Annotated in this window: 24 protein-coding genes; 9 read left to right on the top strand and 15 right to left on the bottom strand. The window is 67.9% G+C overall.

The annotated features are described in order from the left end of the window. Positions 1-741 precede the first annotated feature (741 nt). From ABZ319_RS24925 to ABZ319_RS24935, 3 genes are all read right to left on the bottom strand, one after another. Entirely contained in the window at positions 742-1,056 is a 315-nt protein-coding gene (locus ABZ319_RS24925) for a hypothetical protein (RefSeq protein ID WP_354988891.1), read from the bottom strand. Then, positions 1,053-1,292 carry a hypothetical protein gene (locus tag ABZ319_RS24930; RefSeq protein WP_354988892.1) on the bottom strand — a complete coding sequence of 80 codons (240 nt, stop codon included), beginning with the start codon at positions 1,290-1,292 and terminating at the stop codon, positions 1,053-1,055. The genes ABZ319_RS24925 and ABZ319_RS24930 overlap by 4 nt, the downstream gene beginning before the upstream one ends. 61 nt (positions 1,293-1,353) lie before the next feature. Beyond that, entirely contained in the window at positions 1,354-2,034 is a 681-nt protein-coding gene (locus ABZ319_RS24935; protein WP_354988893.1) for a hypothetical protein, read from the bottom strand. 343 nt (positions 2,035-2,377) lie between these two features. Between ABZ319_RS24935 and ABZ319_RS24940 the strand changes: the two genes are divergently transcribed. Then, the gene (locus tag ABZ319_RS24940; RefSeq protein WP_354988894.1) at positions 2,378-3,325 is read left to right on the top strand and encodes an NADP-dependent oxidoreductase; all 948 of its coding nucleotides are present in this window, start codon (positions 2,378-2,380) and stop codon (positions 3,323-3,325) included. 255 nt (positions 3,326-3,580) lie between these two features. On the opposite strand, the gene ABZ319_RS24945 is transcribed toward ABZ319_RS24940, so the two are convergent. The 3 genes from ABZ319_RS24945 to ABZ319_RS24955 all read right to left on the bottom strand — a co-directional run bounded on the left by ABZ319_RS24945 (position 3,581) and on the right by ABZ319_RS24955 (position 5,019). Continuing rightward, on the bottom strand, positions 3,581-3,706 hold the full coding sequence (locus ABZ319_RS24945; RefSeq protein WP_354988895.1) for a hypothetical protein: 126 nt from the start codon (positions 3,704-3,706) through the stop codon (positions 3,581-3,583). Positions 3,707-3,949: 243 nt separating this feature from the next. Next, on the bottom strand, positions 3,950-4,141 hold the full coding sequence (locus ABZ319_RS24950; RefSeq protein ID WP_354988896.1) for a DUF397 domain-containing protein: 192 nt from the start codon (positions 4,139-4,141) through the stop codon (positions 3,950-3,952). Next, complete coding sequence (locus tag ABZ319_RS24955; RefSeq protein ID WP_354988897.1) at positions 4,138-5,019, bottom strand: helix-turn-helix transcriptional regulator; 882 nt, start codon at positions 5,017-5,019, stop codon at positions 4,138-4,140. The genes ABZ319_RS24950 and ABZ319_RS24955 overlap by 4 nt, the downstream gene beginning before the upstream one ends. Before the next feature lie 212 nt (positions 5,020-5,231). Between ABZ319_RS24955 and ABZ319_RS24960 the strand changes: the two genes are divergently transcribed. Further along, the gene (locus ABZ319_RS24960) at positions 5,232-5,435 is read left to right on the top strand and encodes a hypothetical protein (protein WP_354988898.1); all 204 of its coding nucleotides are present in this window, start codon (positions 5,232-5,234) and stop codon (positions 5,433-5,435) included. Positions 5,436-5,741: 306 nt separating this feature from the next. Here ABZ319_RS24960 and ABZ319_RS24965 read toward each other — a convergent pair whose 3' ends face one another. Genes ABZ319_RS24965 through ABZ319_RS25000 form a run of 8 tightly spaced genes read right to left on the bottom strand, consistent with a single transcriptional unit; the run spans position 5,742 to position 14,494 of the window. Then, a complete protein-coding gene (locus ABZ319_RS24965; protein ID WP_354988899.1) occupies positions 5,742-7,349 on the bottom strand; it encodes an NAD(P)/FAD-dependent oxidoreductase in 1,608 nt (535 codons plus the stop codon). Beyond that, the gene (locus tag ABZ319_RS24970; RefSeq protein ID WP_354988900.1) at positions 7,346-7,981 is read right to left on the bottom strand and encodes an SRPBCC family protein; all 636 of its coding nucleotides are present in this window, start codon (positions 7,979-7,981) and stop codon (positions 7,346-7,348) included. Before ABZ319_RS24970 ends, ABZ319_RS24965 begins: the two co-directional genes overlap by 4 nt. A gap of 23 nt (positions 7,982-8,004) precedes the next feature. After that, entirely contained in the window at positions 8,005-8,547 is a 543-nt protein-coding gene (locus ABZ319_RS24975) for an SRPBCC family protein (RefSeq protein WP_354988901.1), read from the bottom strand. A gap of 15 nt (positions 8,548-8,562) precedes the next feature. Continuing rightward, positions 8,563-10,152, bottom strand: coding sequence for an NAD(P)/FAD-dependent oxidoreductase (locus ABZ319_RS24980; RefSeq protein ID WP_354988902.1), 1,590 nt, complete (start codon positions 10,150-10,152; stop codon positions 8,563-8,565). After that, positions 10,149-11,231, bottom strand: a complete 1,083-nt coding sequence (locus ABZ319_RS24985) for an alpha/beta hydrolase (RefSeq protein ID WP_354988903.1) — start codon at positions 11,229-11,231, stop codon at positions 10,149-10,151. The genes ABZ319_RS24980 and ABZ319_RS24985 overlap by 4 nt, the downstream gene beginning before the upstream one ends. Continuing rightward, a complete protein-coding gene (locus ABZ319_RS24990) occupies positions 11,228-12,772 on the bottom strand; it encodes an NAD(P)/FAD-dependent oxidoreductase (RefSeq protein WP_354988904.1) in 1,545 nt (514 codons plus the stop codon). The genes ABZ319_RS24985 and ABZ319_RS24990 overlap by 4 nt, the downstream gene beginning before the upstream one ends. Positions 12,773-12,779: 7 nt before the next feature. After that, positions 12,780-13,640, bottom strand: coding sequence for an SDR family NAD(P)-dependent oxidoreductase (locus tag ABZ319_RS24995; protein ID WP_354988905.1), 861 nt, complete (start codon positions 13,638-13,640; stop codon positions 12,780-12,782). Next, on the bottom strand, positions 13,637-14,494 hold the full coding sequence (locus ABZ319_RS25000; RefSeq protein ID WP_354988906.1) for an SDR family NAD(P)-dependent oxidoreductase: 858 nt from the start codon (positions 14,492-14,494) through the stop codon (positions 13,637-13,639). Before ABZ319_RS25000 ends, ABZ319_RS24995 begins: the two co-directional genes overlap by 4 nt. Before the next feature lie 218 nt (positions 14,495-14,712). Between ABZ319_RS25000 and ABZ319_RS25005 the strand changes: the two genes are divergently transcribed. Then, positions 14,713-15,384 (top strand): TetR/AcrR family transcriptional regulator, encoded by a 672-nt coding sequence (locus ABZ319_RS25005; RefSeq protein WP_354988907.1) that lies wholly within the window; start codon positions 14,713-14,715, stop codon positions 15,382-15,384. Between the two features lie 287 nt (positions 15,385-15,671). After that, entirely contained in the window at positions 15,672-17,075 is a 1,404-nt protein-coding gene (locus ABZ319_RS25010) for an AarF/ABC1/UbiB kinase family protein (protein ID WP_354988908.1), read from the top strand. A 133-nt stretch (positions 17,076-17,208) separates the two neighbouring features. Here the strand turns inward: ABZ319_RS25010 and ABZ319_RS25015 are convergent, their stop codons facing one another. Beyond that, the gene (locus tag ABZ319_RS25015; RefSeq protein ID WP_354988909.1) at positions 17,209-18,045 is read right to left on the bottom strand and encodes an LLM class F420-dependent oxidoreductase; all 837 of its coding nucleotides are present in this window, start codon (positions 18,043-18,045) and stop codon (positions 17,209-17,211) included. 148 nt (positions 18,046-18,193) lie between these two features. On the opposite strand from ABZ319_RS25015, the gene ABZ319_RS25020 reads away from it, so the two are divergent. The 5 genes from ABZ319_RS25020 to ABZ319_RS25040 all read left to right on the top strand — a co-directional run bounded on the left by ABZ319_RS25020 (position 18,194) and on the right by ABZ319_RS25040 (position 23,730). Next, positions 18,194-19,027 carry an ABC transporter permease gene (locus ABZ319_RS25020; RefSeq protein WP_354988910.1) on the top strand — a complete coding sequence of 278 codons (834 nt, stop codon included), beginning with the start codon at positions 18,194-18,196 and terminating at the stop codon, positions 19,025-19,027. Then, positions 19,024-19,746, top strand: a complete 723-nt coding sequence (locus tag ABZ319_RS25025; protein ID WP_354988911.1) for an ABC transporter ATP-binding protein — start codon at positions 19,024-19,026, stop codon at positions 19,744-19,746. The genes ABZ319_RS25020 and ABZ319_RS25025 overlap by 4 nt, the downstream gene beginning before the upstream one ends. Before the next feature lie 73 nt (positions 19,747-19,819). Next, a complete protein-coding gene (locus ABZ319_RS25030) occupies positions 19,820-20,758 on the top strand; it encodes an ABC transporter substrate-binding protein (protein ID WP_354988942.1) in 939 nt (312 codons plus the stop codon). After that, positions 20,755-21,897 (top strand): LLM class flavin-dependent oxidoreductase, encoded by a 1,143-nt coding sequence (locus ABZ319_RS25035; protein WP_354988912.1) that lies wholly within the window; start codon positions 20,755-20,757, stop codon positions 21,895-21,897. Before ABZ319_RS25030 ends, ABZ319_RS25035 begins: the two co-directional genes overlap by 4 nt. 909 nt (positions 21,898-22,806) lie before the next feature. After that, the gene (locus ABZ319_RS25040; protein WP_354988913.1) at positions 22,807-23,730 is read left to right on the top strand and encodes a terpene synthase family protein; all 924 of its coding nucleotides are present in this window, start codon (positions 22,807-22,809) and stop codon (positions 23,728-23,730) included. The last annotated feature ends 26 nt before the right edge of the window (positions 23,731-23,756 follow it).

Genomic DNA, 23,756 nt, shown 5'->3' on the forward strand with positions numbered 1-23,756 from the left:
CCAGCTCAACAGCCGCCCTCGACAAACCCTCGGATTCCGTACACCATCAGAAGCACTCGATGAGGTGTTGCGATAACCGCCTGAATCCGCAGGCAGTTCCGGACGTTCCACCAGCCTCGGACCGGCACGGCCACTAGACCTTCCGCGGGCTCCGCGCCGGCCGGTTCGGTCAGCGCGGTATGCGGCAGTAGCGAACATTTCGTTGGTGCTCGACCACGGTCGGCAGCCATGAGCAGCCTTGCGCCCATCGAGGCCCGAGTCATGATTCGAACGACGTCGACGACATCTCGCCAACGCGGAATTGGCACGTCAGTAGGCGAGGTCGGATCGATCGGCGGGCGAGGTACGCGCAGCGAGGGTCCGGAGCCGGGCAAGACCAGCCAGCACCTCAGCACGGTTGCCCGACCGTTTCATCCACTGCGGCAGCCGGGACGCCATCGATATGCTGCGCAGTCTGCGGCTGCGCTCACGCAGTAGCGCACCGGGTCCAAATGCCGGAGCGCGTTAGCGATCTGACTGCATCATCGAAGAATCGCATGTCCCGAGCCTTGACACCAACGGATTCGGAGCGTCGAACTCGCACGGGCGATGCGGGGAAATCAACATGTGCGTGCGCCCGGCCGGCCTCGGATAGACACCGTCAGTTGATCTTCCGCCGCATAGCGCTGGCCGGTTCGGTCAGCGCGGTATGCGGCATACAGTGCGGTGTCGGAGCATGGTCCAGCATCGCGGAGTGCACTCTCATCCTTTGCAGAACGAGCACACGCAACGTGGTCCTCCTGAACAGGACGAGCAAAATACGCCTTCAGGATCCCTGTATGCCTCGACTGCTGCGGCATCATGTTCGAGCAGGCAGGCATCGCACCAGATAGAGATATCGACGGTGTCGGCGGTGACTTCGAGCAGTCGCGCAACATCCACTCGGGCCACTGCTCGCGCCTCCGACACAGTGCGGCCCTGAGTCACGCTGTGCACCCCCTCGGGCAGCCCGTACACCTCTAGAACCCACATGCTCTCGGACAGTGCGGCGGTCGCAGGGTAGGTATTGACGCTCATGCTGGCATTCCCTCCTCTGCGCTCAGCCGAGCCGGAACTCCGATCATCGGCCCTTCGCCGTTTCCCTCGTTCCATACGGTGCGCGAGAAACCATCTTGGCCGAGCGGGATCTCGCCGACGATCGAGAAGAACTCGGCGAGACCGCGCGGGAGTGCGGCCGTGGCGCGGCGAAGTGGTTCGGGGCGTTCGGGTTCCATCATGAGCAAGAACAGCGTGTCCTGAAGAAGTGACGGCACGACCACGAGGATACGACCGGGCGCGATCCCGGTGAGCCCGCAGCATTTCCGCCGGGGATCGTCAGTCGGTGAGCTCGATGACCGCGCGGGGCTGCCACGGGAGCGGGCCGCTGGGGAAGCTGAAGCGCACCAGGCGATGTGCGCCGGACGTCTCGAAATGGCCGATGAACGGGGGTAGCAGACCCGAAATCACCTTGTCCAGCAGGCCGTTCACGTGGCTGAAGCTCGGGCGCATGCGCACCTGCCAGGCATCCACCGAGCCGGCGGGGACGTCGACCCGGACGCGCTTCTCCACCTTGACCTCCAGCGGCCAGTGGATCGAGAACGCCAGCCACAGATCGAGTTTGGTCTTCGCGCCGGGACGGAAGTCGAGCCCGCGCAACAGGGTCAGCCCGCCCAGCAGGGGCATCACCCCGCGCGGGAAGGGCGCGAGTTTGCCGCCGAACTGCATGTGCTGCGTGCCGATGAAGTAGCCCTCCTCACGTGAGACCATCCTGCCTTCGAAATACGAAGCCGCCTGGTAACTTTCGGCATCCATGCGCCCGCCGGACCGGCGGATGCGCTGTTCGACCTTCGCGCTGTACGCATCCGCGGAACCCGCCTCGAGGCAGGACACGTAGGCGTCCCCGTCCTGTTCGACCAGACCGATGATCCGGCCGCCTTCGGGATCATCGCCGAGCCTGATCCGGTAGAGCGACTTCTCACCGTCGGCGATGACGGGATCACGGAAGGGGCTGTTCATGGCATTCCTTGTCGTCGAGACCGATCAGGTCTGAACTTGCTATTCACATAGTAGAGCTATTCGAATAGCGTGACAATTTCCAAGCAGCCAGTCGACGAATCCGCCCAGGTAGGGCATCGAATTCACATCGAATGCTTGACAGCAATCAGCCAGGGAATAGTATAGCTATCCAGATATCGCCCGAATTCATCGGTCGTCCCCCGGCAGCGCGGCGACGACCGCGCCCGCCGAGAACGGGTGCGCGGGACGTCTACGGTCATCGCCCCGGGCACCGCTCCGCGATGGCGATCCCCGCGGGATCCATTCTGTGAACAGGTCATTCGCCCTTCGAGGGAGTGATTCCATGCTGGCAGTTGGTTTCGAACGGTTCGGTGGGCCGGAAGTCATGACCCTGCTGACCCTGCCCGAACCACATGTTGGACCGGGACAGGTCCGGATCAAGGTCGAGGCGGCGGATATCAATATCGCCGACGCCGACGCGCGGTCGGGAGCCATCGCCCGGCAGCTGCCGCAGTGGTATCCGGTGCACACCGGACCCTATGTGGTGGGCTGGGACGCGGCCGGGGTCATCGACGAGGTCGGGCCCGGCGTGGAAGGGCGTCTGCTGTGCGGCGACGCGGTGATCGCGCTCGTGCATCCCCGACTGGCCTGCGGGGCGCAGGCGGAGTTCGTGATCGCCGACGCGGCGTCGGTGGTGCACGCCCCACGTGGCAAGACACCCGTCGCGGCGGCGACGCTGCTGATGAACGCGCTCACCGCGCGCGCGGCGCTGGATTCACTGCGGGTCGGCGAGGGGTCGATCATCGCGGTGACCGGCGCCGCGGGGGCGGTGGGCGGGTTCGCGGTCGAACTCGCGAAAGCGGCCGGCATTCGGGTGATCGCGGACGCGACGCCGGATGACCGCGAACTGGTCACCGCGCTCGGGGCGGACATGATCGTCGAGCGCGGGCCGGGGCTCGCGCGGGCCATTCTCGCCGCGGCCGGGCCGGTGGACGGCGTCATCGACACCGCGATGCTCGACGACGCCATCACCCCGGCGGTTGTTCCCGGCGGATCGATCTTCTCGGCGTGCGGGTTCACCGGCAGGCCGGGTGACGGGATCCGCTGGACGTATCGCCCGGAGTACGAGTTGCTCAGCGCTACAGCGGAACTCGAGAAGCTCCGCGATGCCGCCGAGCGCGACGAACTCACCCTGCGCGTCGCGGCCACCTGCCTGCCCGGACAGGCGAGCGATGCCCATCGGCAGATCGAGGCCGGCGGCACCGGGGGGCGGCTGGTCTTCATCTTCTGAGGCCGTGCCAGATCCGGGCGACCGTGATCACCGGTTCTCGGTGGGAGGGGACAACCGCCATGACCATCCCGAACGCGAGATACCCACCGGCGGTGTCACTTCCGACAACACGGTCCGCCATCGAGCTCGAGCCGAACAGGAGGTGTATTCATGCCCGGACGAAACCGCACCCGGCCGCGCGCCGAGTGGGCGGGCCGGGTGCGGGATCGAGCAGATCGTTCTGCGTCAGTTGACCTTCGAGGCCAACGGGCCCGGTTACGAGTCGAAGTCGATATCGGAGAGGCGGTAGTACGCCGTGGGGACCTCATCCACCTGATGGCGAGGGTCCTGCGCCGCGTCGGTCTCGTTCTTCGTCGGCTCGGTGTTGGCCGGATCTGACATCACACACACCTCTTATTGCTCCGTGTTGCCCGGGAAAAGCTCCTGCCGAGTAGGTTAGCGAGACTCGGTCGCGATGCGGTAGAAATTCGCGGTCCCGTGTTGCGAAGACCGCTCGAGCAGGGGAAATCCGATCACCGTGTCGCGGTAGCCGGTTGCGTGCTGACACCGCGACCCGGGTGTCGGCTCGGAACGGGTTGGTAATGAAGGGCCACGCAGGCCATCACTCCCCCACCTCGTCCCGAGTCAGACTTCCCAGATGCCGCTCCCCAGAAACGCGTCCCACGCCGCCCCGGAGAACCAGAGCTCCGGCCCCGCAGGGTTCTTGGAGTCCCGAACTCCGACCCGGTCGGCCCGGTGACAGACCTCCACGCATTCCTGCACCCCCTGGCTATGGCTGCTCTTGAACCATTCAGCGCCACCTAGGTCCACGTTCACGCCTCGAACTCCTTCGCGATCTTCCTCAGCAACAACCGACTGTCCTCCGGGCTGGACGACGCGCTGTGCAGTGCTGCCGATACCGCACCATAGCGCTCGAGGTCGCTTTCCTTCTGGAGATAGATGTCGGCGGTGAGAACGCTCTCCACGTAGACGACCGGGGGTTCGGCGTTGCGGCCCTTGCTGTCCAGCCCGAAGTAGAGAATCACGAACGGGCCGGACAGCATCCCCAGGGGAATTCCTGCGGAGAACGGGAGCACACGAAGGGTGATGTTCGGGCGGGTGCCCGCATCCGCCAAGTGCCGCAGTTGTTTCGCCATGATCCGGGGACCGCCGACAACTCTCCGCAGGGCGGACTCGTGGAGTACCACATCGAAGTCGATCGGCTCCGTCTTCCGATTGATGATCATCTGTCGACGCAGACGCAGGTCGACGAACCGGTCGATGTCGTGGTCTGCGACGTCCACCAGATGACTGCGCGCCATCGTCCAGGCGTAATCCCGTGTTTGGAGCAGACCGGGGACCAGCTCTTGATACGAAACCAGCTGCCGCGCTGCGGCTTCCAGGCCGACATAGTGGTCGAACCGGCCGGGAATCAGGTCTCCGTATTCCTGATACCACGTCTTGGCGGCCGCCTGATCGGCGAGCCGCTTCATCGCGGCGGTGTCCTCCGCCGATCGCTCGTAGATCTCGCACAGGTGCACGACGATTCGGATGCGGACCTTGTCGGCTGTCCCCTTCTCCAGCCGGTGCAACGTGGAGGTCCCGATCTCGACGATCCGAGCGGCCTGGGCCATGGTCATGCCGATTTCTTCACGGTACTGACGTAGGAACCGCCCGAGTTGTCGGCGCGGCAGCGTGCTGTCTTCCTCGGCCATCGTTGACTACCCCCGGGTACACGGAATGGCTGGACCGCTTCGAACGGAACCAGTGTGACACCGAACCGGAAACGCCCCTGGCGAAATGGCAATTCTCGTTTGGAAATCCATTGAACGCGCACGGTGCGCTTACCAGCGGTGATGTCCTGCTCGGACTCCACTGACGTCCCCAGTCCGATCCGCCTGGAACGGCCTACCGAGGGAGCTTCGCGATGATGTCCGCCGCACTCCAATTTCTGCTTGTCCTCGCCGCCATGATCATCTGCCTCGCCACGATCGTCTGGGGGATCTCCGCCGAAAGTTCCCAAATCCCGCCCGCACCACAGGCTTCGGCTCTGGTCGCGGGCGGGCGGAACTTCCACCGGGTCCCCATGGCCAACACGCACCGGCTGCGCGGCCGGCATCGGGCCCGGTGACGAGGTGTACTCGCGCCTGTCCCACCACCGCATCCCGGCGACCGTCCGGTTGAGCCCGATCACGGTGAAAACGCTGCTGTGGCGGCATCGGAACTGCGTCGCGGGGGACTCGCCCGCGCCCTCCCCCGCCTCGTGCAACGCGCGCCGCCAGCTGCTCGCGATTCGTCGGGAGCGCGGGTGGACCTGGCCGGTGCCGCCGCGCGATCACGAACCGGTTGCGCGGCAGCGGGACTCGCATCGATGAGATCCCGGGCCCGGGCAACCGAGCCAGCGGCCGGAGGCCGGCTGCCGCCATGTTCGGCCCGGCTACCCGCGGGCGGGCTCGATCGTCCTGGATTCCACGATCGAGTCGAGCTCGACGGGGCTGCGGTAGCTGTAGTCGTCGCGGTCGAAGCGCACCGCCTTGCGATAGGTCTTCAGCAGCGACCAGGGGCGGATGTAAGGCGACTTGCCCTGGGAGTTGACGAAGTAGCTGTTGGAGCCCTCGCAGCGCGTTTCCAAGTAGTAGGACAGGTTTCGGCCGCTGCGCAGCATGTCGGCGTGGAAACGTTCCTGCGCCTCGGGCCGTACCTCCACGATCGACGCGCCGCGCCTGCGGGTCTCGTCGATCACCGTCGCGATGTGGCGCATCGCGTTCTCCACGAAATAGTGGAAGGCGGTGCCCGTCCAGGAATACGGGCCGATCATGATGAACCGGTTCGGGATACCGGCGACCGAGGTGCTGTAGTACGCCTTCAACTCCTCGGTGTTGTAGAAGACGCCGAGGTCGAAACCGTCACGGCCGATGACGGTTCCGGGCTTGTAGCTCTCCGGATCGGAGAACACCTCGTAGCCGGTGGACACCACCAGGGCGTCGACCTCGCGTTCGACGCCGTCGGCGTCGCGGATCCCGGTCGGGGTGATCTCGGCGATCCCGGCGGTGACGAGTTCGACGTTCTCCCGGTTCAGGGTGGGCAGGTAGTCCCCGCCCGCTCCCCCGCGAATGCAGACGATCCCGAAGTCGGGACGCAAGTGTTTGCGAATCTCCCTGTCCTTCACCTTGTATCGCACCCACCCGGCATATGCCCCGCGGCCGGCGAAGTCGATGACGCGCGCGCCGCCTCGCCACAGCGGTGCGGGCGTGTAGATCGCGATGCGCAGCCCGGCGTCGATCACGGTCTGCGCGATGCCGTTGGCGACCGCGGACCCGCCGGGCAACCCCAGCAGCTTCTGCATCCACGGGCGCAGCACGAAATCCGGTTTCGGCAGGTACACCTGCGGGGTGCGCTGATAGATGTCCAGCCGTTCGACCTGCGCGGCCAGCTTGGGCGCGATCTGCATGGTGCTCGCGCCGACGCCGATGATGCCGACCCGCTTGCCGGTGAAGTCGTAGTCGTGGTTCCAGTGCGCGGGATGCATGGATACCCCCGCGAACGACTTCAGCCCGGGGATGTTCGGCTCGGTCTTGGCATTGATGTACGCCCCGACCGCGCTGATCACGAACCGCGCGGTAATGATCTCCCCGGTATCCACGTGCAACCGCCACAGCCCGTGGTCCTCGTCCCATTCCTCGCGAACGATGGTGGTGTCGAACCGCATTCGACGGGGCAGATCGTAGTCCGCCGCGACTTCCCGCAGGTACTCCAGGATCTGGTCGCGCTTGGCGAAGAGCCGATCCCAGTCGGGTTTGCGCGCGAAGGAGAACTGATAGGTCGTGCTCGGGATGTCGCAGCCGGCGTCGGGATAGCTGTGGCTGAACCAGGTGCCACCGAGGCCGGCGATGCGGTCGACGATCAGGAAGTCCTCGACCCCGATCTCCTGGAGCTTCACCCCGGCACAGATGCCGCCGATTCCCGCACCGATGACGACGACCTCGTGCTGCGGCTGTTCGAGCGGACTGACGTGCTTCGTTCCGGATCCATTGGTACGGCTCATTTCGCGCCTTCCTCGGCGTGCTGATCGCTCGGCGCTGACGCGCCGATTCCATTGGTGTCGATCGACCGCAGTTGCGGTCGGCTCGTGCGCGCGACCTGGTTCACGCGCCGGGTGAACAGGGGCCCGATCCCCCCGATCCGGTAGGCGGTTCGCCACACGGGCGGGAACCACGTCGAGAACCGCAGCGGCAGCCGCGGGGTGACCGCGACCTTCCACACCACCCGGGTCCGGCCGTTCCCGAGATCGGTGAACGTCTTGTCCTCGCCGTACTGTCGCACCGCCAGGTACTGCATCCAATTGCCGCTCACCACACCGAAAGTGATGCGCTGATTGGGCACGTACCGCCAGAACTTCTCCCGCTCGACCCACAGGACGCGGAACGGCCCGAAGACCGACCCCATCTCGCGGATGACACCGACACCGCGAGCCGGCGAATCGTAGATCACCCCGAGCCCGGGGAACGGCAGCCACTTCCAGGCGTGATCGTCGTCGATGGCCGTCCACACCGCGTGCACCGGTGCGTCGAAATCCCGCTGCACGGTGAAGACCAGCGCCGCGGTGTCGAACAGTGTGTCGTCGACCGCGGGCACCGACGCCGGGTGCTGCGTGTGCAAGAACGAGGTAATGCCCATTGCTCATCCAATCTGTCTGGAAGTCAGTGCTTTTCGGCGAGTCGTCGCTGCATCGGGCCGCGCAGGCTCACCCGGTAGATCGCACGCCAGATCGGCGCGAAGATCGGCAGGGCGCCCACGCGCAGCGGCAGGCGCGGGGTCACGGCCACCGTCCAAACCAGGTCGGTGCCGCCGTCCGCGGTGCCGGCGAGGGTCATCTCCTCGGCGTAGTGCCGCACCAGCAGCACGTAGATCCAGGTGCCGCTGATCGCCCCGTAGCTGATGCGTTTCGCGTGTTCGTGACTCCAGAACTCCTCGCGCTGAATCCACAGGCCACGAAAAGGCGGGGTCACCGAACCCATTTCCCGGACCACCCCGGCACCGCGTTCGGCGGAGTCGTAGCGCACGCCGATACCGGGAAACGGCAGCCATTCGAACATGCGGTCACCGTCGAGGATCGACCACACCCGGTCCGGTGGCGCCGCGAAGGTGTGGGCGGTCCGGAAGACCAGGGAGGCGTTCTCGAAGACCGATTCGTCGATGGGCGGGGACGGTCGTTGTTCGCGCAGTGCCGAGCCGATGCTCATGATCCGGCCTCCTTCTCAGGGGTTGGCCGGGACCGCGGCCGCGCGGGGGTCCGAGCGGACCGGGCGGACAGCGGTGTACCGGTAGTGGTCGAGCGGGAAATGCCGGTTGCTCCAATACATTCCGGCCTGGGTCGTGGCCCGGAACGCCGGGCCGTCGCCCTGGTAGTTGATGTAGTACGTGCGGGACTCCGCACAGCCCTGCTTGAACAGGTAGGTGTTCTTGTTGCGGGCGTACATGCGCGCGAAGTACGCGTCATGGGGCTCATGCCGGATCTCCACGCGGGTCGCGTGGCGGCGCAGGGTCTCCTTGATCGCCCGGGCGCTGTGCGCGGCAGTGGCCTCGATCAGGGGAATCACCGAGCCCGGGGCGTAACCGTAGGGACCGAAGATGTGGAACATGTTGGGAAACGCCGGGACCGAGACACCCTCGTACGCCTGGTACCTGTGCCGGTCCCAGAAGTCGCCCAATTCGATTCCCCCGCAACCGTAGACGGGATAGGGCGGCGTCGCGCCCTTGTCCATGACCTGGAAGCCGGTGGCGGTGACCACCATGTCGAACTCGCGCAGCGTGCCGTCCTCGGTGGCGATCCCGTCGGCGGTGAACTTGGCGATCGGGTCGGTGACCAGATCGACGTGCGGCCGGGTGTAGGTCCGGAAGTAGGTGTTGGAGATCGACGGTCGTTTGCACCCGAGCCGATAACTCGGGGTCAGCGCCCGGCGCAACTCCGGATCCCGAATCTGGGTGAACAGATACGCTTTGAGCGCCCGCTCCCCCGTGGTCAGCGCGGCCGAGGTCACCCGCGGATAGTCCGAGAAGGCCAGGCCGATGCCGAGTCCCGCGTTCACCGCCACATTGCCGATCAGCCGGACGGCCTGCTGCACGGGCGCGAAGTCCAGCGCCCGGTTGCTCAGCGCGCCCATCGGGAAGTCCGGTTTGGGCGCGACCCAGATGGCGGTGCGCTGAAAGACCGTCAGGTGCTCGACCTGATCCGCGAGCTGCGGAATCACCTGCAACGCGGTGGCTCCGGTGCCGATCACCGCGACCCGCTTGCCGGCGAAGTCGTAGGAGTGATCCCACCGCGCGGTGTGCATCAGACGGCCGGCGTAGTCCTCGATGCCCGGAATCGCCGGTGGCTTGGGCTGTTCCAGGGCTCCGACGGCGCTCACCACGAACCGCGCGGTGATCTCGTCACCGTCGGTGGTGCGCACCCGCCACACGTCCTCGGCCTCGTCGAAGCGCGCCTCGGTGGCCCCGCAGCCGAGCCGCAGCCTGCCCCGCAGGCCCTGCTGGTCGACGACTTCCTCGGCGTAGCGCTGAATCTCGCTGCCCGGGGCAAAGAATCGCGACCAGTGCGAGCGCTGCTGGAAGGAGAAGTTGTAGATCGGGGAGGGCACGTCGACGGCGACGCCGGGGTAGGTGTTGGCGTTCCAGGTGCCGCCGACCCGATCCCATTTGTCGATGATCAGGAAGTTCTCGATCCCCGCGCGGCGCAGGGCCGTCCCGGTGCCGATGCCGCCGAAGCCGGCCCCGATGACGAGGACTTCGAAGTCCGGTGTGTTGCGCGAGTTCATGGTGCTGTGCCCCCTGTTCGTCGGTCCGGTCATGCCGCGGTGGTCCGATCCGCGAAGCCGCCCGCGTGGCTGTCGATCACGCCCCGGATGAACGTCCCGATCTCGGCGACCGCCGCCCGCGCGTCGGGCAGCAGGTCCGCGCCCGCCTGGAAGACGTGGATGGCGTTGTTCCACAGCTGCAGGGTGTGCGGGACGCCCGCCTCGGCGCAGCGTTCGGCCAGCGCCTCCGAATCCGGCAGCAGCACTTCGATATCGCTCACCTGGATCAGCGTCGGTGGCATCCCGGTGAAGTCGTGATTGACCGGTGACCACGCCGGATCCAGCACGCCGTCCCGGGCGAAGCCGATCAGTGCCGGAATCGAGAGCGCCCGGGCCGAAAGCATCGAATCGGTGCGGTCGTTGGGATGGGCGAACCGGATCGCGGGATCGAGGTCGGCGAAGGGCGCGATGGCCATGAGCCCGGCGGGCAGCGCCATGCCCCGCGCTCGAGCGGCGAGCGCGGCCATGAAGACCAGGCCGCCGCCGGCCGAATCACCGGCGAACACGATGCGTTCGGGCGCACGACCACCGTCGAGCAGATACCGGTACGCGGTCAGCGCGTCGTCGACGGTGTCGGTGATGTGGCCCTCGGGCAGCTGCCGGTAGTCCACGTTCAGCACCGGCAGGCCCGCCGTGCGGCCGATGCGGGCGGCGTGGCGGCGATGGCTGTTCAGGCCGCCGGCCACGAAACCGCCGCCGTGGAAGTACAGGATCGCGCCGTGCTCGATCTCGCCCGGCCCGGGATCGTCCCGGTGCCACAGCCATTCGGCACGGAAATCGTCGAACCGCACCATCTCCCGCCGGGTGCCGCGCGCCGGGCGCAGCGGCGCCGCGAAGACATCGACCCGGTTGGCGATACGGAAGGCCCGGTCGCCGCGCAGGAGCGGGCTCTCCCCGGCGACACAGACCGCGTGCAGCCCGGGGCGCAGAATCGCGCGCAGCACCGCGTTCGCCGCGCGCAGCCGCAGACTGGCCCGGCTGGAGAATTCGATGTTGACCTGTCCCGGCACGGCCGGATCCACGAAAGACATTGCGCCACCTGTCCTGCCGACGCCGTCGGCGATCCCGGTCATGCCGGCACCGTCGCGTCGGCGCGGGTTCTGTATTCGTAGTCGTCCAGGGGGAACCGGCGATTGCCGCGGCTCGCCTCGAAGAACCCGGACGGGCGCACATAGGTGGTGTCGCCCTGCGAGTTCCGGTAGTAGGTCGGGACGTGGCCGTTGAGATCGGCCAGGTAGTAGCGCAGCGACTCGCCCCGCTGATGCACCTGCCGGTGATAGGCGTCGGCGGCGTCCCGGCGGATCTCGCACCAGCCCGCGCCGCGCCTGCGCGTCTCGCCGATGGCGCGCACCGCGTGATCGGCGGTCATCTCGACGAAGGCGTGCCAGCCCGAGCCGGTCCAGGAGTACGGGCCGACCAGGGTCCAGCGGTTGGGCAGGCCGGGTACCGAAACGCTCTGGTACGCCTGCAATCCCTCCTCGTGATAGAACTTCGCCAGGTCGAATCCGTTGCGCCCCAGCACTGTCCCGGGCCGGTAGGTCTCCGGATCGGAGAACACCTCGTAGCCGGTCGCAAGAATGAGCGCGTCGAACCGGTGCAGGGTCGAATCGCCCGTGCGGACGCCGGTCGGGGTGATCTTCTCGATCGGCGTGGTCACCAACTCGACGTTGTCGCGGTTGTAGGCGCGCAGGTAACCGTTGGACATGGTCGGGCGCTTGGCGACCGGACCGAAGTCCGGGGTCAGGGCGGCGCGGGTGGCCGGATCCTTGATCACGTAGGTCAGGTAGCGCCGGTACAGCGATCGACAGACGGCGTCGAAGCGATCCATCACCGGATGCACGACCGACGACGGCGCGCCGATGGCGAGCCGCAACGCGAGGTCGATGACCACCAGCGCGCTGCCGTGCAGGAACGGCTGCACCCCGGGGACCGCGAGCACGCGGCGCAGCGCCGGCGGAACCGGGAAATCCGGTTTGGGCAGTGACCAGACGGGGGTGCGCTGGAAGACCGTGAGCCGGGCAACCTCCGGTGCGATGGCCGGAATGATCTGCACCGCACTGGCTCCGGTGCCGATGATGCCGACGCGCTTGCCGGTCAGGTCGTAGCCGTCGTCCCAGCTGCTCGGGCGCAGTACCTTGCCCTTGAACGTGCGCGCGCCGGGAATGCCGACGTCGACCTTGGGTCGCACGAACGCGCCGACCGCGCTGATGACGAAGCGAGCCGTCACCACCGACCCGTCCGCGAGGCGCAACTTCCAGTGGTCGGCGTCCTCGTCCCACTCCTCGCGCTCGACCTCGGCGCCGAACCGAACGCGTTCGTGGACGCCGAATCGGTGTGCGACCTCGACGTGGTACTTTTTGACCTCCGCGCCGAGCGGGAAGACCCGGGTCCAGTCCGCCTTGCGCGCGAACGAGTACTGGTAGGCCAGGGCCGGAATATCCACGCCCAGACCGGGATAGTGATTCTCGTGCCAGCTGCCGCCGACCTCGTCGGCGCGTTCGAGCACGATGAAGTCGTCGATACCCGCACGGCGCAGTTTCACCGCGGCCGCGATGCCGCCGGGACCGGCGCCGATCACGGCGACCTCGAACTCCGGCTTCTCGATGGTGTTCATGGCTGTCTCACTTCGTGATCAGGTTCAGCAGCGGCTGAACGCGAGGCAGGAGCCGGTCGGCGAGGTCGAAGGAACCCACGCTGCCCGCGACCCGGACCAGGCTCGGGGACAGGCGGAACATCCCGTAGCCGAACCAGGCTTCGGGATTGACCGGGACCACCGCGCGATTACGGCGAATCGAGCGCTCGATGACGCGGGCGACCTTGTCCGGGGTGGCGTACGCCAGGGACTGGACCCTACCCAGGCTCGCGCGCCAGGCTTCCTGCTCGTCGGCGTCGAGTCCGGCGCGGGTGCCGTGTGCGAGCAGATCGGTGCGGATGGCCCCGGGGCAGATGGCCGTTACCCCGATTCCTTTGGGGCGCAGCTCTACTCGCAGCGCCTGGGTGGCCATGAGCACCGCCGACTTGGCCGCGGCGTAGGCGGGGATGTAGCGAGCGGGGAAGAAGGCCGCGCCGGAGGACAGGTTGACGATGTGCCCGCGGACTCCGGCGTCGATCATCTGCCGGGCGAACACCCGCGAGCCGTAGATGACGCTCATCAGATCGATGTCGATGGTGCGCTGCCATTGCGCCGCACTGGTTTCCACGAAGCCGCCGGTGTCCAGAATCCCGGCGTTGTTGATCAACACGTGCGCGGGGCCGAACTCGCCGTACACCCACTCCGCGATCTTGTCCCACTGCGCTTCACCGGCCACGTCGAGCCGGAAGGCGTGCCCCCGGCCACCGTCGGCGGTGATCTCGTCGGCCGCCGCCAGCGCGGCCTGCTCGTCGATGTCGGCGATCACCACGCGGTATCCGGTCTCCGCCAGCAGGCGGGCGGTCTCGCGGCCGATGCCCGCGCCGCCGCCGGTCACGATCGCCGTCTTCATCGCGCACCGCCCAGCACGCGACCCGACAGGTTGACCGCGGTCTCCGCCAACGGCATTCGTGCCAGCCCGGTGACCCCTCGCATCACTCCGGGTGACAGCCGGGACAGGTACCACCCGGCCCAGGCTTCGATGCCGACCGGCACCGTGGCCAGGTTCCAGCGAATCGCGCGGTCGATGGCGGCGGCTACCCGGTCGGGCGAGCGGCCGAAGACCTGTTGTCCCCGAGCGAGTTTCGCCGCCCAGTCCGCCTCGGCGCCGGCATCCGCGCCCGCCCGGGTGCCGTTGGCCGACAGATCCGTGCGGATCAGGCCCGGGCAGATTGCGCTCACCCGGATGCCCTGGCCCGCGTATTCGGCGCGCAGGGCCTGGGTGCCCATCCAGGCCCCGGCCTTGGCGGTCACGTAGGACGGGCCGAGCGGGGTGGGCAGGAACGCGCCGACCGAGCAGATGTTGACGATCGCACCGCGCTTGCCCGCATCGACCATGCGCTGCACGAACACTCGCGAACCGAACAGCGGTCCCATCATGTTGATGGCGATCATGCGCCGCCAGTCGTCGCCACTCTGCTCCAGGAATCCGCCGGAGATCAGGATTCCGGCGTTGTTGACCACCACGTCGGGGACGCCGTGATCGCGCACGACCTTTTCGGCGAATTCCTCCCACGCGGCCGCGTCGGCCACGTCCAAGCGGCGGAACTCGGCGCGGCCGCCGATCAGCCGCGCCCGGGCCACCGTCGCGTTGCCGCCGGTCTCGTCGATGTCGGCGACGATCACGGTCGCTCCCCGGCGCGCGAAGCGCAGTGCGCTCGCCCGGCCGATTCCGCTGGCGGCCCCGGTCACCACGACCACCGTCATATCCGCCACCCCCGGCGCACGCTCGCGGTCAGATTCGAATGCGTCATGAATCGACTCCTTTGTCGTCAAAGCCGACCGCCCGCGAATGCCGAGTTGACATGCACTCAATTAGCGGACGGCTGTGTCATCAAACTAAACCGTCCCAGACAGTCGCGCAAGGGTGGATTCGAGCGGCGCGGTCGATTCCGCCGGGCGGGGCGGCGCATACGATGAGCTCGATGACCGAATCAGCCAAGCGCAGCCGCGGACCCGGCCGCCCGCGCGACGAACAGAACACCGAGCGGCGCCGGCGCGAATTGATCGCGGCCGCCTACCACGTGTTCACCACCAAGGGGTACGCCGCCGCCTCGGCCGCGGACATCGCCGCCGAGGTGGGCGTCGGCTACGGCACCTTCTACCGCTACTTCGACAGCAAGAGAGCGATTCTCGACCACGTGGTGGACTACGGCATCGACCGGCTGCTCAGCGAAATCGCCGGGGACGTCTTCGAACCCGCGCTGCTCGAGCACGAGTTCACCGTCGAGGAACTGATCGAGACCTGGTCCGGCGCGGTCGAGCGCATGTGCCACATCGCCGAATCCCACCCCGGGCTCATGCAGGCGATGCTGTTCGAACTGCCCGGCATCGACGAGGAGCTCAACACCCGCATCCTCGGACTCGGCGGCATCCTCGCCGCCACCGTCGGCCGATTCCTTTCCCGCGCAGTCGATTCCGGGCTGCTACGCGACGACGTGAACACCGAGGACGTCGGCTGGATGCTGCTCGCGCTCACGATCCCGCCGGTCATGCGGGCGCTACAGGGCGGCGGGGAAGCCGAACGCCGCAGGTACGTCGACACCGCCATGGCCGTGCTGACCCCCGGCCTGCGGAGTATGGCCGCGCCCGACTGAGCAGAGCCGAACCCAAGCCGGCATCGGCCGCGCCCGAGTGAGTGTGGCTGTGCCCGAGCGAGCATGGCCGTGGCCGTGGCCGTGGCCGAGCGAGCATGGCCGTGGCGGTGGCCGAGCGAGCATGGCCGTGGCGGTGCGGGTATGGCCGCGCCCGAGCGGGTATGGCCGCGCCCTGGTGAGCTTTGCCGTGCCGAGCGCTTTGCCGTGCCCGGGTTCGCAGCGTCACGGCCAATTAGCGGACGTGAGCGTCTGCTAACCTCGGTGCAGTCGCCGCGGGGAGGTAGTCGATGGCGAAGGACATTCCCACGTCCCGCGTGGAGCGCGGCGCCATTCTGGGCAAACTCGTTGCCGAGCAGGCGCTTCGGGGGGCGAGCCTGACGGCGTCCGCGCTGCTCGACTCCGAGCAGGAGCGCCTGGCCCGGACCGAGAAGGCGCTGATCGACGCGGCCGAGGACCTGGTCGCCGTGCTCGGCAGCATGAAGGGTCTGGCCATGAAGGCCGGGCAGCTGCTCTCGACCTTCGACGTGCTGGGCGCGGTCGGCGACCGGCTGTCGCCGAAACAGCGGGAACGCTTCCAGGACAGGCTCACCGCGCTCTACGACCAGTCCGCCCCGGTCGGCTTCGAGCGCATGCGCACGGTGCTCGACGGCGATTACGGCCGCCCGCTCGCGGAGGTGTTCGCCGAATTCGACGAGACGCCGCTGGGCGCGGCCTCGATCGGCCAGGTCTATCGCGCCCGCCTGCACGACGGCCGGGCGGTCGCGGTCAAGGTGCAGTATCCCGGGATCGATATCGCCATCCGCGCCGACATCAAGAACCTCGCGCTCATCATGCGCATGATGCGCGGCGTCGCACCCGCCGTCGCCGATCACGCCATTTTGCGCGAGATCAGCACGCATTTCGCCGAGGAAGTGGACTACCGTGCCGAGGCCGAGAACCACGCGGCCATGGCCGAGATGTTCGCCGGACACCCCTTCATTCGCATCCCCGATGTCGTCACCGAACTCTGCACCGCACGGGTTCTGGTCACCGAACTGGTCGAGGGGCTGCGGTTCGCGGAGATCACCGCGCTGCCCGAGGCCGAGCGCGACCGGGTCGGTGAGATCCTGCTGCGCTTCTACATGGGCACGATGATTCGCGAACGTCGTTTCACCGGCGACCCGCACCCGGGCAACATCCTGCTCGCCCCCGACGGGAAGGTCGTCTTCCTCGATTTCGGGCTGTTCAAGCGGATGGACGCGGCCGCCGTCGAGTTCGAGCTCGACTGCGTGCGGCGCGCGGCGGAGTACCGGGGCGACGATCTGCGCGCGCTGCTGGTCGATTACGGCCTGCTGGAACAGGATTCACCGGCGACGGCGGACATGTGCCTGCGCCTGATGCACGAGGTGTCGGGCTGGCTGCTCACCGACGCCGAGATCCGGATCGCGCCCGCGGATGCCGCGAACTCCCTGCTCGCCATCGTCGATCCCCGCCGCGGCTATTTCGAGAGCCTGCGCCGCGAGTACGCCCCCGCCGAGCACGCGATCGCCCGCCGCGTGGAGTACGGCACCCACGCCCTGCTCGGAAAACTCCACGCCACCGGCAACTGGTACCGCATCGGCCGCGAATGGTGCTACGCCGACGGCCCGGCCACCGAACTCGGTGTCCTGGAACATGATTGGCTGAACAACCGCCTCGCCGATCTCCCATGACGGGTGCGGCGACGACGCCGTACCCCGTGCGGGACGCCGTACCCCGTGCGGGACGCCGTACCCCGTGCGGGCAGCCACCGAACCTGAAGCCGGGACCGCCCGCAGCCGGGTACCTACGTCGAAAACGCCTGTGTCAGGCCAGTTTCGCGGTCAGGAGCGGGGCGAGAGTGCGCAGGATCGGGAGGGGGTCGCCGCCCAGGGGCTGGACGGCCACCTGGTCAGCGCCCGCGCGGACGTGAGCCAGGAGGTGGTCGGCCACCTCGTCGGGGGTACCGTGCGCCACCAGGGCGTCGATCAGGCGATCGGAGCCGGGCTGGGCGGTGTCGGCGTCGTCGAAACCGTAGCGGTGCAGGTTGTTCACGTAATTGCTGAGGCCGAGGTAGAAGCCGACCGTGCCGCGGGCCGTCGCGCGGGCGGTCGCGGGATCGGCGTCCAGCACCGCCTTGTGCTCGGTGACGATCAGGGCGTCGGGGCCGAGCTGGGCGCGCAGCGCGGCGGTGTGCTCGGGCACCGTCAGGTACGGCAGTGGACCGGCGGTGCGGTCGGCGGCCAGGCGGGCCACGCGCGGGCCGAGGGCGGCCAGGGCGCGGCGCTCGCGCGGCACACCGTGCTCGTCGAGCTGATCGAGGTAGTTCACCAGTGCGTCATAGGGCTTGGTGTACTCGGTGGCGTGTTCGGGATGGCCGATGCCGACCCCGAGCAGGAAGCGGCCGGGGTACGCCTCGGCCAGCCGGTGATAGGTCGCCGCGATGTCCTTGGCCGGGGTGGCCCAGACGTTGACGATGCTGGTGCCGACGGTGAGGGTTTCGGTGGCCGCCAGCAGCGCCTCGTAGCCCGCCCAGTCGGCGGCGGGCGAGGCGCCCACCCATATCGCCCCGTAACCGAGTGCTTCGAGCTCCCGCGCCAGCTCCGGCGTGGCCTGCGGGTACGCCAGCCAGACGCCGATCTTTCCCAGTTGTTGGTTCGCCATTCGCGGGGTAACACCCGCTGCCCGGCACCCATTCCCGACACGCGCGCGGCACGCCCGCCGGTATTGCGGTCACGGTGATCCCAAGGGTTCAGCCGGGCCGGTTACCGCGTGATACTGCGGATTGGTCCACAAGATCCCCGGGAGAACCATGACACTTGCGATCGGCTGGAAAACAGCCGACCGGCAGGCCGCCGCCACGGGCGCGCCTGCGGCTCGGCGCACGGGTCAGATCTGGCGCAGCCCCTGGCTGCTGCGTTCGCTGACGCCGCTGGCACTGCTGCTCGCCTGGCAGGCCGGCTCCAAGACGGGCGTGCTGTCCGAGGACATCCTGCCCGCGCCATCGGTGATTCTCGATGCCGGTCTGGAGGTGTGGCGCGGCGGCGAATTCGGCGACGCCGTCACGGTTTCCGGTCAGCGCGTCCTGCTCGGCTTCGCACTCGGCGCCACGGTCGCAGTGCTGCTGGCGGTGCTGGCCGCGTCAAGCCGGATCGGCGAATACCTGGTCGATCCGCCCATGCAGATGCTGCGGACGGTGCCGCTGTTCGGCCTGATCCCGGTGTTCATCATCTGGTTCGGCATCGATGAACAGCCCAAGATCTTCCTCATCGCGCTCGGCGTCGCGTTCCCGCTGTACCTCAACACCTACGCGGGCATTCGGCAGCTGGATCCGAAACTCGGTGAACTGTCCCAGGTTCTGGGTCTGACCGCGTGGGAGCGACTGCGGGACATCGTGTTCCCGGGCGCGCTGCCGAGCGTGCTGGTCGGGCTGCGGCAGAGCCTGGGCATCGCATGGCTGTCGCTGATCGTGGCCGAGCAGATCAACGCCAGTGCGGGCCTAGGCTTCATCGTCAACAACGCGCGCGAATTCCTGCGCATCGACATCGTCATCTTCGGCCTGCTGGTCTACGGCACGCTCGGCCTGCTCACCGACGCGCTCGTGCGCGCCATCGAGCACCGCGCGCTGCGCTGGAGCAGGCGATGAGCGCCCCGGCGACCGGACGCCTGGCCCGGATCCACGGTGTCGGAAAGAGTTTCGACGATCGCTCGGTGTTGCACGGGGTCGATCTGAGCCTGCGCCAGGGCGAGATCGTCGCCCTGGTCGGGCGCAGCGGCTCGGGCAAATCCACCCTGCTGCGGGTGCTGGCCGGGCTGGCCGGCGAGCACGAGGGCAGCGTCGAGATCGACGGCCGCGTCGCGGTCGCTTTCCAGGAGGCCCGGCTGGTGCCGTGGCTCTCGGTGGAGCGCAATGTCGCACTCGGACTGCCGGATCGGCGGCGGCGCGCCAAAGGCCAGGATCGGGCGCGCGCGGTGCTCGCGGAAGTGGGACTCGCCGATCGGGGTGCGGCCTGGCCCGTCACGCTCTCCGGCGGCGAGGCCCAGCGAGCCGCGCTGGCCCGCGCGCTCGTGGCCGAACCGGCGCTGCTGCTGCTGGACGAACCCTTCGGCGCGCTGGACGCGCTGACCAAGATCGCCATGCACGATCTGCTGCTGCGGCTGTTCGGCGAGCACGGATTCGGCGTACTGCTGGTGACCCACGATGTCGCCGAGGCGGTGACCCTCGCCGACCGTGTACTCGTCCTGGACGAGGGCCGCATCGCCCACGAGATCGACATCCCCCTGGAACGTCCGCGTCGCCACGCGGGGCCCGAAGGCGCCGTGTACGCGGCTCGCCTGCTCGAACTGCTCGGAGTCGAGCAGTAGTTCTCTCTCTATCCCCTGGAGAATCGCTGTGAAGAAGTTGTTCCGTTCGGCTGCCCTCGTGGTGGCCGCCACCCTGTCGCTCGCGGTCACCGGCTGCGGCAGCGACGACGCGCCGCAGGACACCGGCAAACCGGTCGACCTGAGCGCCGTGACGCTGAAAGTCGGTGACCAGAAGGCGATTTCGATCGAGGTGCTGCTCAAGGCGTCCGGCCAGCTGGAGAACCTGCCGTACAAGATCGAATTCTCGACCTTCACCGCCGGACTGCCGCTGGTGGAAGCGGCCAGCGCGGGCGGCATCGATCTCGCCCAGACCGGCAACACCCCGCCCATCTTCGGCGCGGCGGCCAAGGCCGACGTCAAGGTCATCGGCGCGCTCGCGGCCACCGGCAAGGGCGATGCCATTCTCGTGGGCAAGGATTCGCCGATCACCTCCGTCGCCGACCTGAAGGGCAAGCGCGTCGCGGTGTTCAAGGGCAGCTCGGCCAACGCCCTGCTGCTGCTCTCGCTGGAGAAGGCCGGCCTGGGCCTGAAGGACATCGAGCCGGTGTACCTCGCCCCCGGCGACGGCTACACCGCGTTCAAGCGCGGCGACGTGGCCGCCTGGGCGATCTGGGATCCGTACACCGCCATCGCCGAGCAGGAGGCCGGGGCCAAGCAGATCGTGGCCGCGGACACCGTCGGCAACGGCAACAACTTCTGGGTCAGCGGCGACAAGGCGCTGGCCGACGCGGGCAAGTCCAAGGCCATCGAGGACTTCCTGAAGCGCTACGCCGCCGCCACCACCTGGTCACAGAACAACGTCGCCGAGTGGAGCGCCAAATACGCCGAGCTGACCCAGATCAGCCCCGCCGCGGCGCAGGTCACCTGGACCCGCTCGATCAAGCAGCCCATCACCCTCACCGACGCGGTGATCGCCTCCGAGCAGCAGATCGCCGACGCGTTCACCGAGGCCAAGGCCATCCCCGGCAAGGTCGATTTCGCGAAGTTCGTCGATCGGAGGTTCCAGCAGTGAGCAAGCTTTCCTTCCATTGGTTCCTGCCCACCTACGGTGACTCGCGCGGTCTGGTCGCGGGCGGGCACGGCTCGTTCATGTCCGGCAGCCGGCCCGCGAGTCTGCGCTACCTGAACCAACTCTCGGCCGCGGCCGAGGACAACGGCTTCGAGGCCGTGCTGACCCCGACCGGCGCGTGGTGCGAGGACGCGTGGCTGACCACGGCCATGCTCGTGGAGACCACCGAGACGCTCAAGTTCCTGGTCGCGCTGCGCCCGGGGCTGGTCAGTCCCACGCTCACCGCGCAGATGGCCGCGACCTACCAAAGGCATTCGCGCGGAAGACTTCTGCTCAACGTGGTGACCGGCGGCGAGCCGCGCGAACAGCAGGCCTACGGCGACTTCCTGGACAAGGAGCAGCGCTACGCGCGCACCGGGGAATTCCTCGAGGTGGTGCGCTCGCTGTGGACCAACACCGAGCCGATCGACTTCGAGGGTGAGCACATCCGCGTGCGCCAGGCGCTGCTGAGCAGCCGGCCCGACCCGATCCCGCCGGTGTTCTTCGGCGGGTCCTCCCCCGCCGCGGGACCCGTCGCCGCCCGGTACGCCGACACCTACCTCACCTGGGGTGAGCCGCTGGACGCGGTAGGCAAGAAGATCGACTGGATTCGCACCCTGGCCGCGCTCGAGGGCCGCACCCTCGACTACGGCCTGCGCATCCACGTGATCAGCCGCGACACCGCCGCCGAAGCCTGGGCCGAGGCGGGCAAGCTGCTCGCGGGCATCGCGCCGGGTGAGATCGAGCGCGTGCAGGCCTCGCTCGCGCAGAGCGAATCCGAGGGGCAGCGCCGCATGGCCGCGCTGCACGGCGGCAGCACCGACGGCCTCGAGATCGCACCCAACCTGTGGGCCGGGGTCGGACTGGTCCGCGGCGGCGCGGGCACGGCGCTGGTGGGCTCGCACGAGGAAGTGGCCGACCGGCTCACCGAGTACGCCGAGATCGGCATCGACCACTTCGTACTCTCGGGCTATCCGCATCTGGAGGAGGCGTACTGGTTCGGTGAGGGCGTGCTGCCGATCCTGGAACGCCGCGGTCTGTGGTCCCATCCGAATCGGGGCGCCGTCGTGGCCGCGGGAACACCCTTCGCCGCCACGAGCTGATCCACGCACTCCGCACGCGCCGCCCGGGAAGCACTACCGGGCGGCGCCGTTCGTCGCGGGCCCGTCCGTCACCGCGGCTACCGGCGGCCTGCCAGGGGTGTCCGGCGCGGCACGGACGACAGCGCCGGAAATCCTCGCGCGGATGCCCCGAGTTGGCTCGTTCGGCACGCCGCGCGGGCGCGCACACCGGGCACGTGTGCCGAGCGTTTGCCCAAAGGCCCTCGCAGCCAGCGGAAAGCGCCGCAATCACCCTCAAAGATCTTGCGGCGCGGCCGGATCGAGCACGCCCGCCGGTCGCCGGAGCATCACATCGCACAGCGTTCACCCCGCGTTCGCGAAGGACAACGGCAGCCGTCACGGCGGTTACCGGGGCGGGCGGTAACAACTTCTTGATCTTATTAACCGTATTTCGCGGACCCGATGTGTTCGAATACCGTTGTGCTCTTCACTGTTTCATCCGGCCAACCGCCGGCAACCCGTTCGCCCACCCCGCGCCGAACCGGTCGGCGATGTCCCGGGCCGGGTCGTTACCGCTTCGAAAACCCAGTTATTTTCTCGAGGTGAACGCACGTGAGGGACAATGGATTTCTCGGGCGAATGATGCGGGAAGTGCGGTCCAGCGACTCAGCGCGTTGCTGTGAGTGCACCGTCGGGGCCGGATCGAACGCCGGAGCAGATCCGCCTATGCCTGGAGCCGTCATATAGTCCGACGTTCTCGTACCTCTCTTCCACGCCTCTCCCCCTCCTCGGTTGCCGGTCATCCCCGTCCTGCCACGCGAACCGCAAGCGCCGCAGCAGGTGATGGCCCGATCCGATAGCTGACGTGCCGGCCGATCGGCTGCGCACGCCGGTGCGATTCGAGCCCTCGAGCCGACCAGGAAATTCGCTCGAGGACAGTGAGGAACCACCATGAAGTCACACACCCAGATGAAGGAAATTCTGGCGGCTGTCGAGTGCCTGCCGCACGAGAGAGTTTTCCCGAGCCCCCACATGGAACAGGTCCACACCTCGGTCCTGCGCTGGGCCCGCCGGCACGGCATCGACGGGGGCGGGCACTTCGAACAGACCTGCTGCTGGAGTTGCGCGGCCTACGCGCTGCCGGACGCACCCGCGCAGGTGGTCGAGATCGCCGCCAAGCTGATCGGCTGGATGTTCGTCTTCGACGACGAGTACGGCGAGGGCGCGGACCCGACCGCGGCCATCGAGATCTTCGACGCCTGCGAGCGCGTCCTGCGTGGCGGGCAGGCGCCCATCGATAATCCATACCTATTGGCGCTCAGTGATTTACGTGAGCAGTGCGCACGCCTGGCCAGCGACGCCTGGCTGGATCGCTTCGCGACCAGTATGACGCTGTTCTTCCACGGCTGCCTCTTCGAGATGCCGTACCGGCAGATGGCGCTGATGCCCTCGCCCGAGGCCTACTGGTATCTGCGAACTCTCAGCATCGGGCTGTTCCCGCCCTTCGATCTGCTCGATCTGGCCTGGGGCGAGATCGAGGACACGCATCTGCGCCGCTTCCGCGAGGTCCGCCAGACCAGCGCCATGCTGTGCGCGATAGTGAACGATCTCTACTCCGTGGTCAAGGAAGACGACTCGCTCAACGCCGTCACCGTGCTGCGCGCGGAGACGAATCTGACCGGCGCGCTGGCCGAGATCGTGGCGCTGTACACGAAGTTGCTGGAGCGCCAGCGCGAGCAGATCGCGACGCTGGCCGCGTTGCCGGAACTGAGCGCGGGCGAGCGGCGAATCGCGCGCAGTCTGCGCGGGTGGGTGCACGGCAACTACGCGTGGACCAAACTCTGCGCGCGATACAAACTTCCGGCCACCGCCTGACGCGCGATACCCGAAACACCGCCGGC

This window comes from Nocardia sp. NPDC005978 (assembly GCF_040614455.1).
Taxonomy (GTDB): domain Bacteria; phylum Actinomycetota; class Actinomycetes; order Mycobacteriales; family Mycobacteriaceae; genus Nocardia.

Excerpts from the sequence above, each read along its gene's own strand:
- ABZ319_RS24925 (WP_354988891.1), bottom strand. The coding sequence starts at position 1,056 with ATGAGCGTCAATACCTACCCTGCGACCGCCGCACTGTCCGAGAGCATG.
- ABZ319_RS24935 (WP_354988893.1), bottom strand. The coding sequence starts at position 2,034 with ATGAACAGCCCCTTCCGTGATCCCGTCATCGCCGACGGTGAGAAGTCG.
- ABZ319_RS24940 (WP_354988894.1), top strand. The coding sequence starts at position 2,378 with ATGCTGGCAGTTGGTTTCGAACGGTTCGGTGGGCCGGAAGTCATGACC.
- ABZ319_RS24945 (WP_354988895.1), bottom strand. The coding sequence starts at position 3,706 with ATGTCAGATCCGGCCAACACCGAGCCGACGAAGAACGAGACCGACGCG.
- ABZ319_RS24955 (WP_354988897.1), bottom strand. The coding sequence starts at position 5,019 with ATGGCCGAGGAAGACAGCACGCTGCCGCGCCGACAACTCGGGCGGTTC.
- ABZ319_RS24960 (WP_354988898.1), top strand. The coding sequence starts at position 5,232 with ATGATGTCCGCCGCACTCCAATTTCTGCTTGTCCTCGCCGCCATGATC.
- ABZ319_RS24965 (WP_354988899.1), bottom strand. The coding sequence starts at position 7,349 with ATGAGCCGTACCAATGGATCCGGAACGAAGCACGTCAGTCCGCTCGAA.
- ABZ319_RS24970 (WP_354988900.1), bottom strand. The coding sequence starts at position 7,981 with ATGGGCATTACCTCGTTCTTGCACACGCAGCACCCGGCGTCGGTGCCC.
- ABZ319_RS24975 (WP_354988901.1), bottom strand. The coding sequence starts at position 8,547 with ATGAGCATCGGCTCGGCACTGCGCGAACAACGACCGTCCCCGCCCATC.
- ABZ319_RS24980 (WP_354988902.1), bottom strand. The coding sequence starts at position 10,152 with ATGACCGGACCGACGAACAGGGGGCACAGCACCATGAACTCGCGCAAC.
- ABZ319_RS24985 (WP_354988903.1), bottom strand. The coding sequence starts at position 11,231 with ATGACCGGGATCGCCGACGGCGTCGGCAGGACAGGTGGCGCAATGTCT.
- ABZ319_RS24990 (WP_354988904.1), bottom strand. The coding sequence starts at position 12,772 with ATGAACACCATCGAGAAGCCGGAGTTCGAGGTCGCCGTGATCGGCGCC.
- ABZ319_RS24995 (WP_354988905.1), bottom strand. The coding sequence starts at position 13,640 with ATGAAGACGGCGATCGTGACCGGCGGCGGCGCGGGCATCGGCCGCGAG.
- ABZ319_RS25000 (WP_354988906.1), bottom strand. The coding sequence starts at position 14,494 with ATGACGGTGGTCGTGGTGACCGGGGCCGCCAGCGGAATCGGCCGGGCG.
- ABZ319_RS25005 (WP_354988907.1), top strand. The coding sequence starts at position 14,713 with ATGACCGAATCAGCCAAGCGCAGCCGCGGACCCGGCCGCCCGCGCGAC.
- ABZ319_RS25010 (WP_354988908.1), top strand. The coding sequence starts at position 15,672 with ATGGCGAAGGACATTCCCACGTCCCGCGTGGAGCGCGGCGCCATTCTG.
- ABZ319_RS25015 (WP_354988909.1), bottom strand. The coding sequence starts at position 18,045 with ATGGCGAACCAACAACTGGGAAAGATCGGCGTCTGGCTGGCGTACCCG.
- ABZ319_RS25020 (WP_354988910.1), top strand. The coding sequence starts at position 18,194 with ATGACACTTGCGATCGGCTGGAAAACAGCCGACCGGCAGGCCGCCGCC.
- ABZ319_RS25025 (WP_354988911.1), top strand. The coding sequence starts at position 19,024 with ATGAGCGCCCCGGCGACCGGACGCCTGGCCCGGATCCACGGTGTCGGA.
- ABZ319_RS25040 (WP_354988913.1), top strand. The coding sequence starts at position 22,807 with ATGAAGTCACACACCCAGATGAAGGAAATTCTGGCGGCTGTCGAGTGC.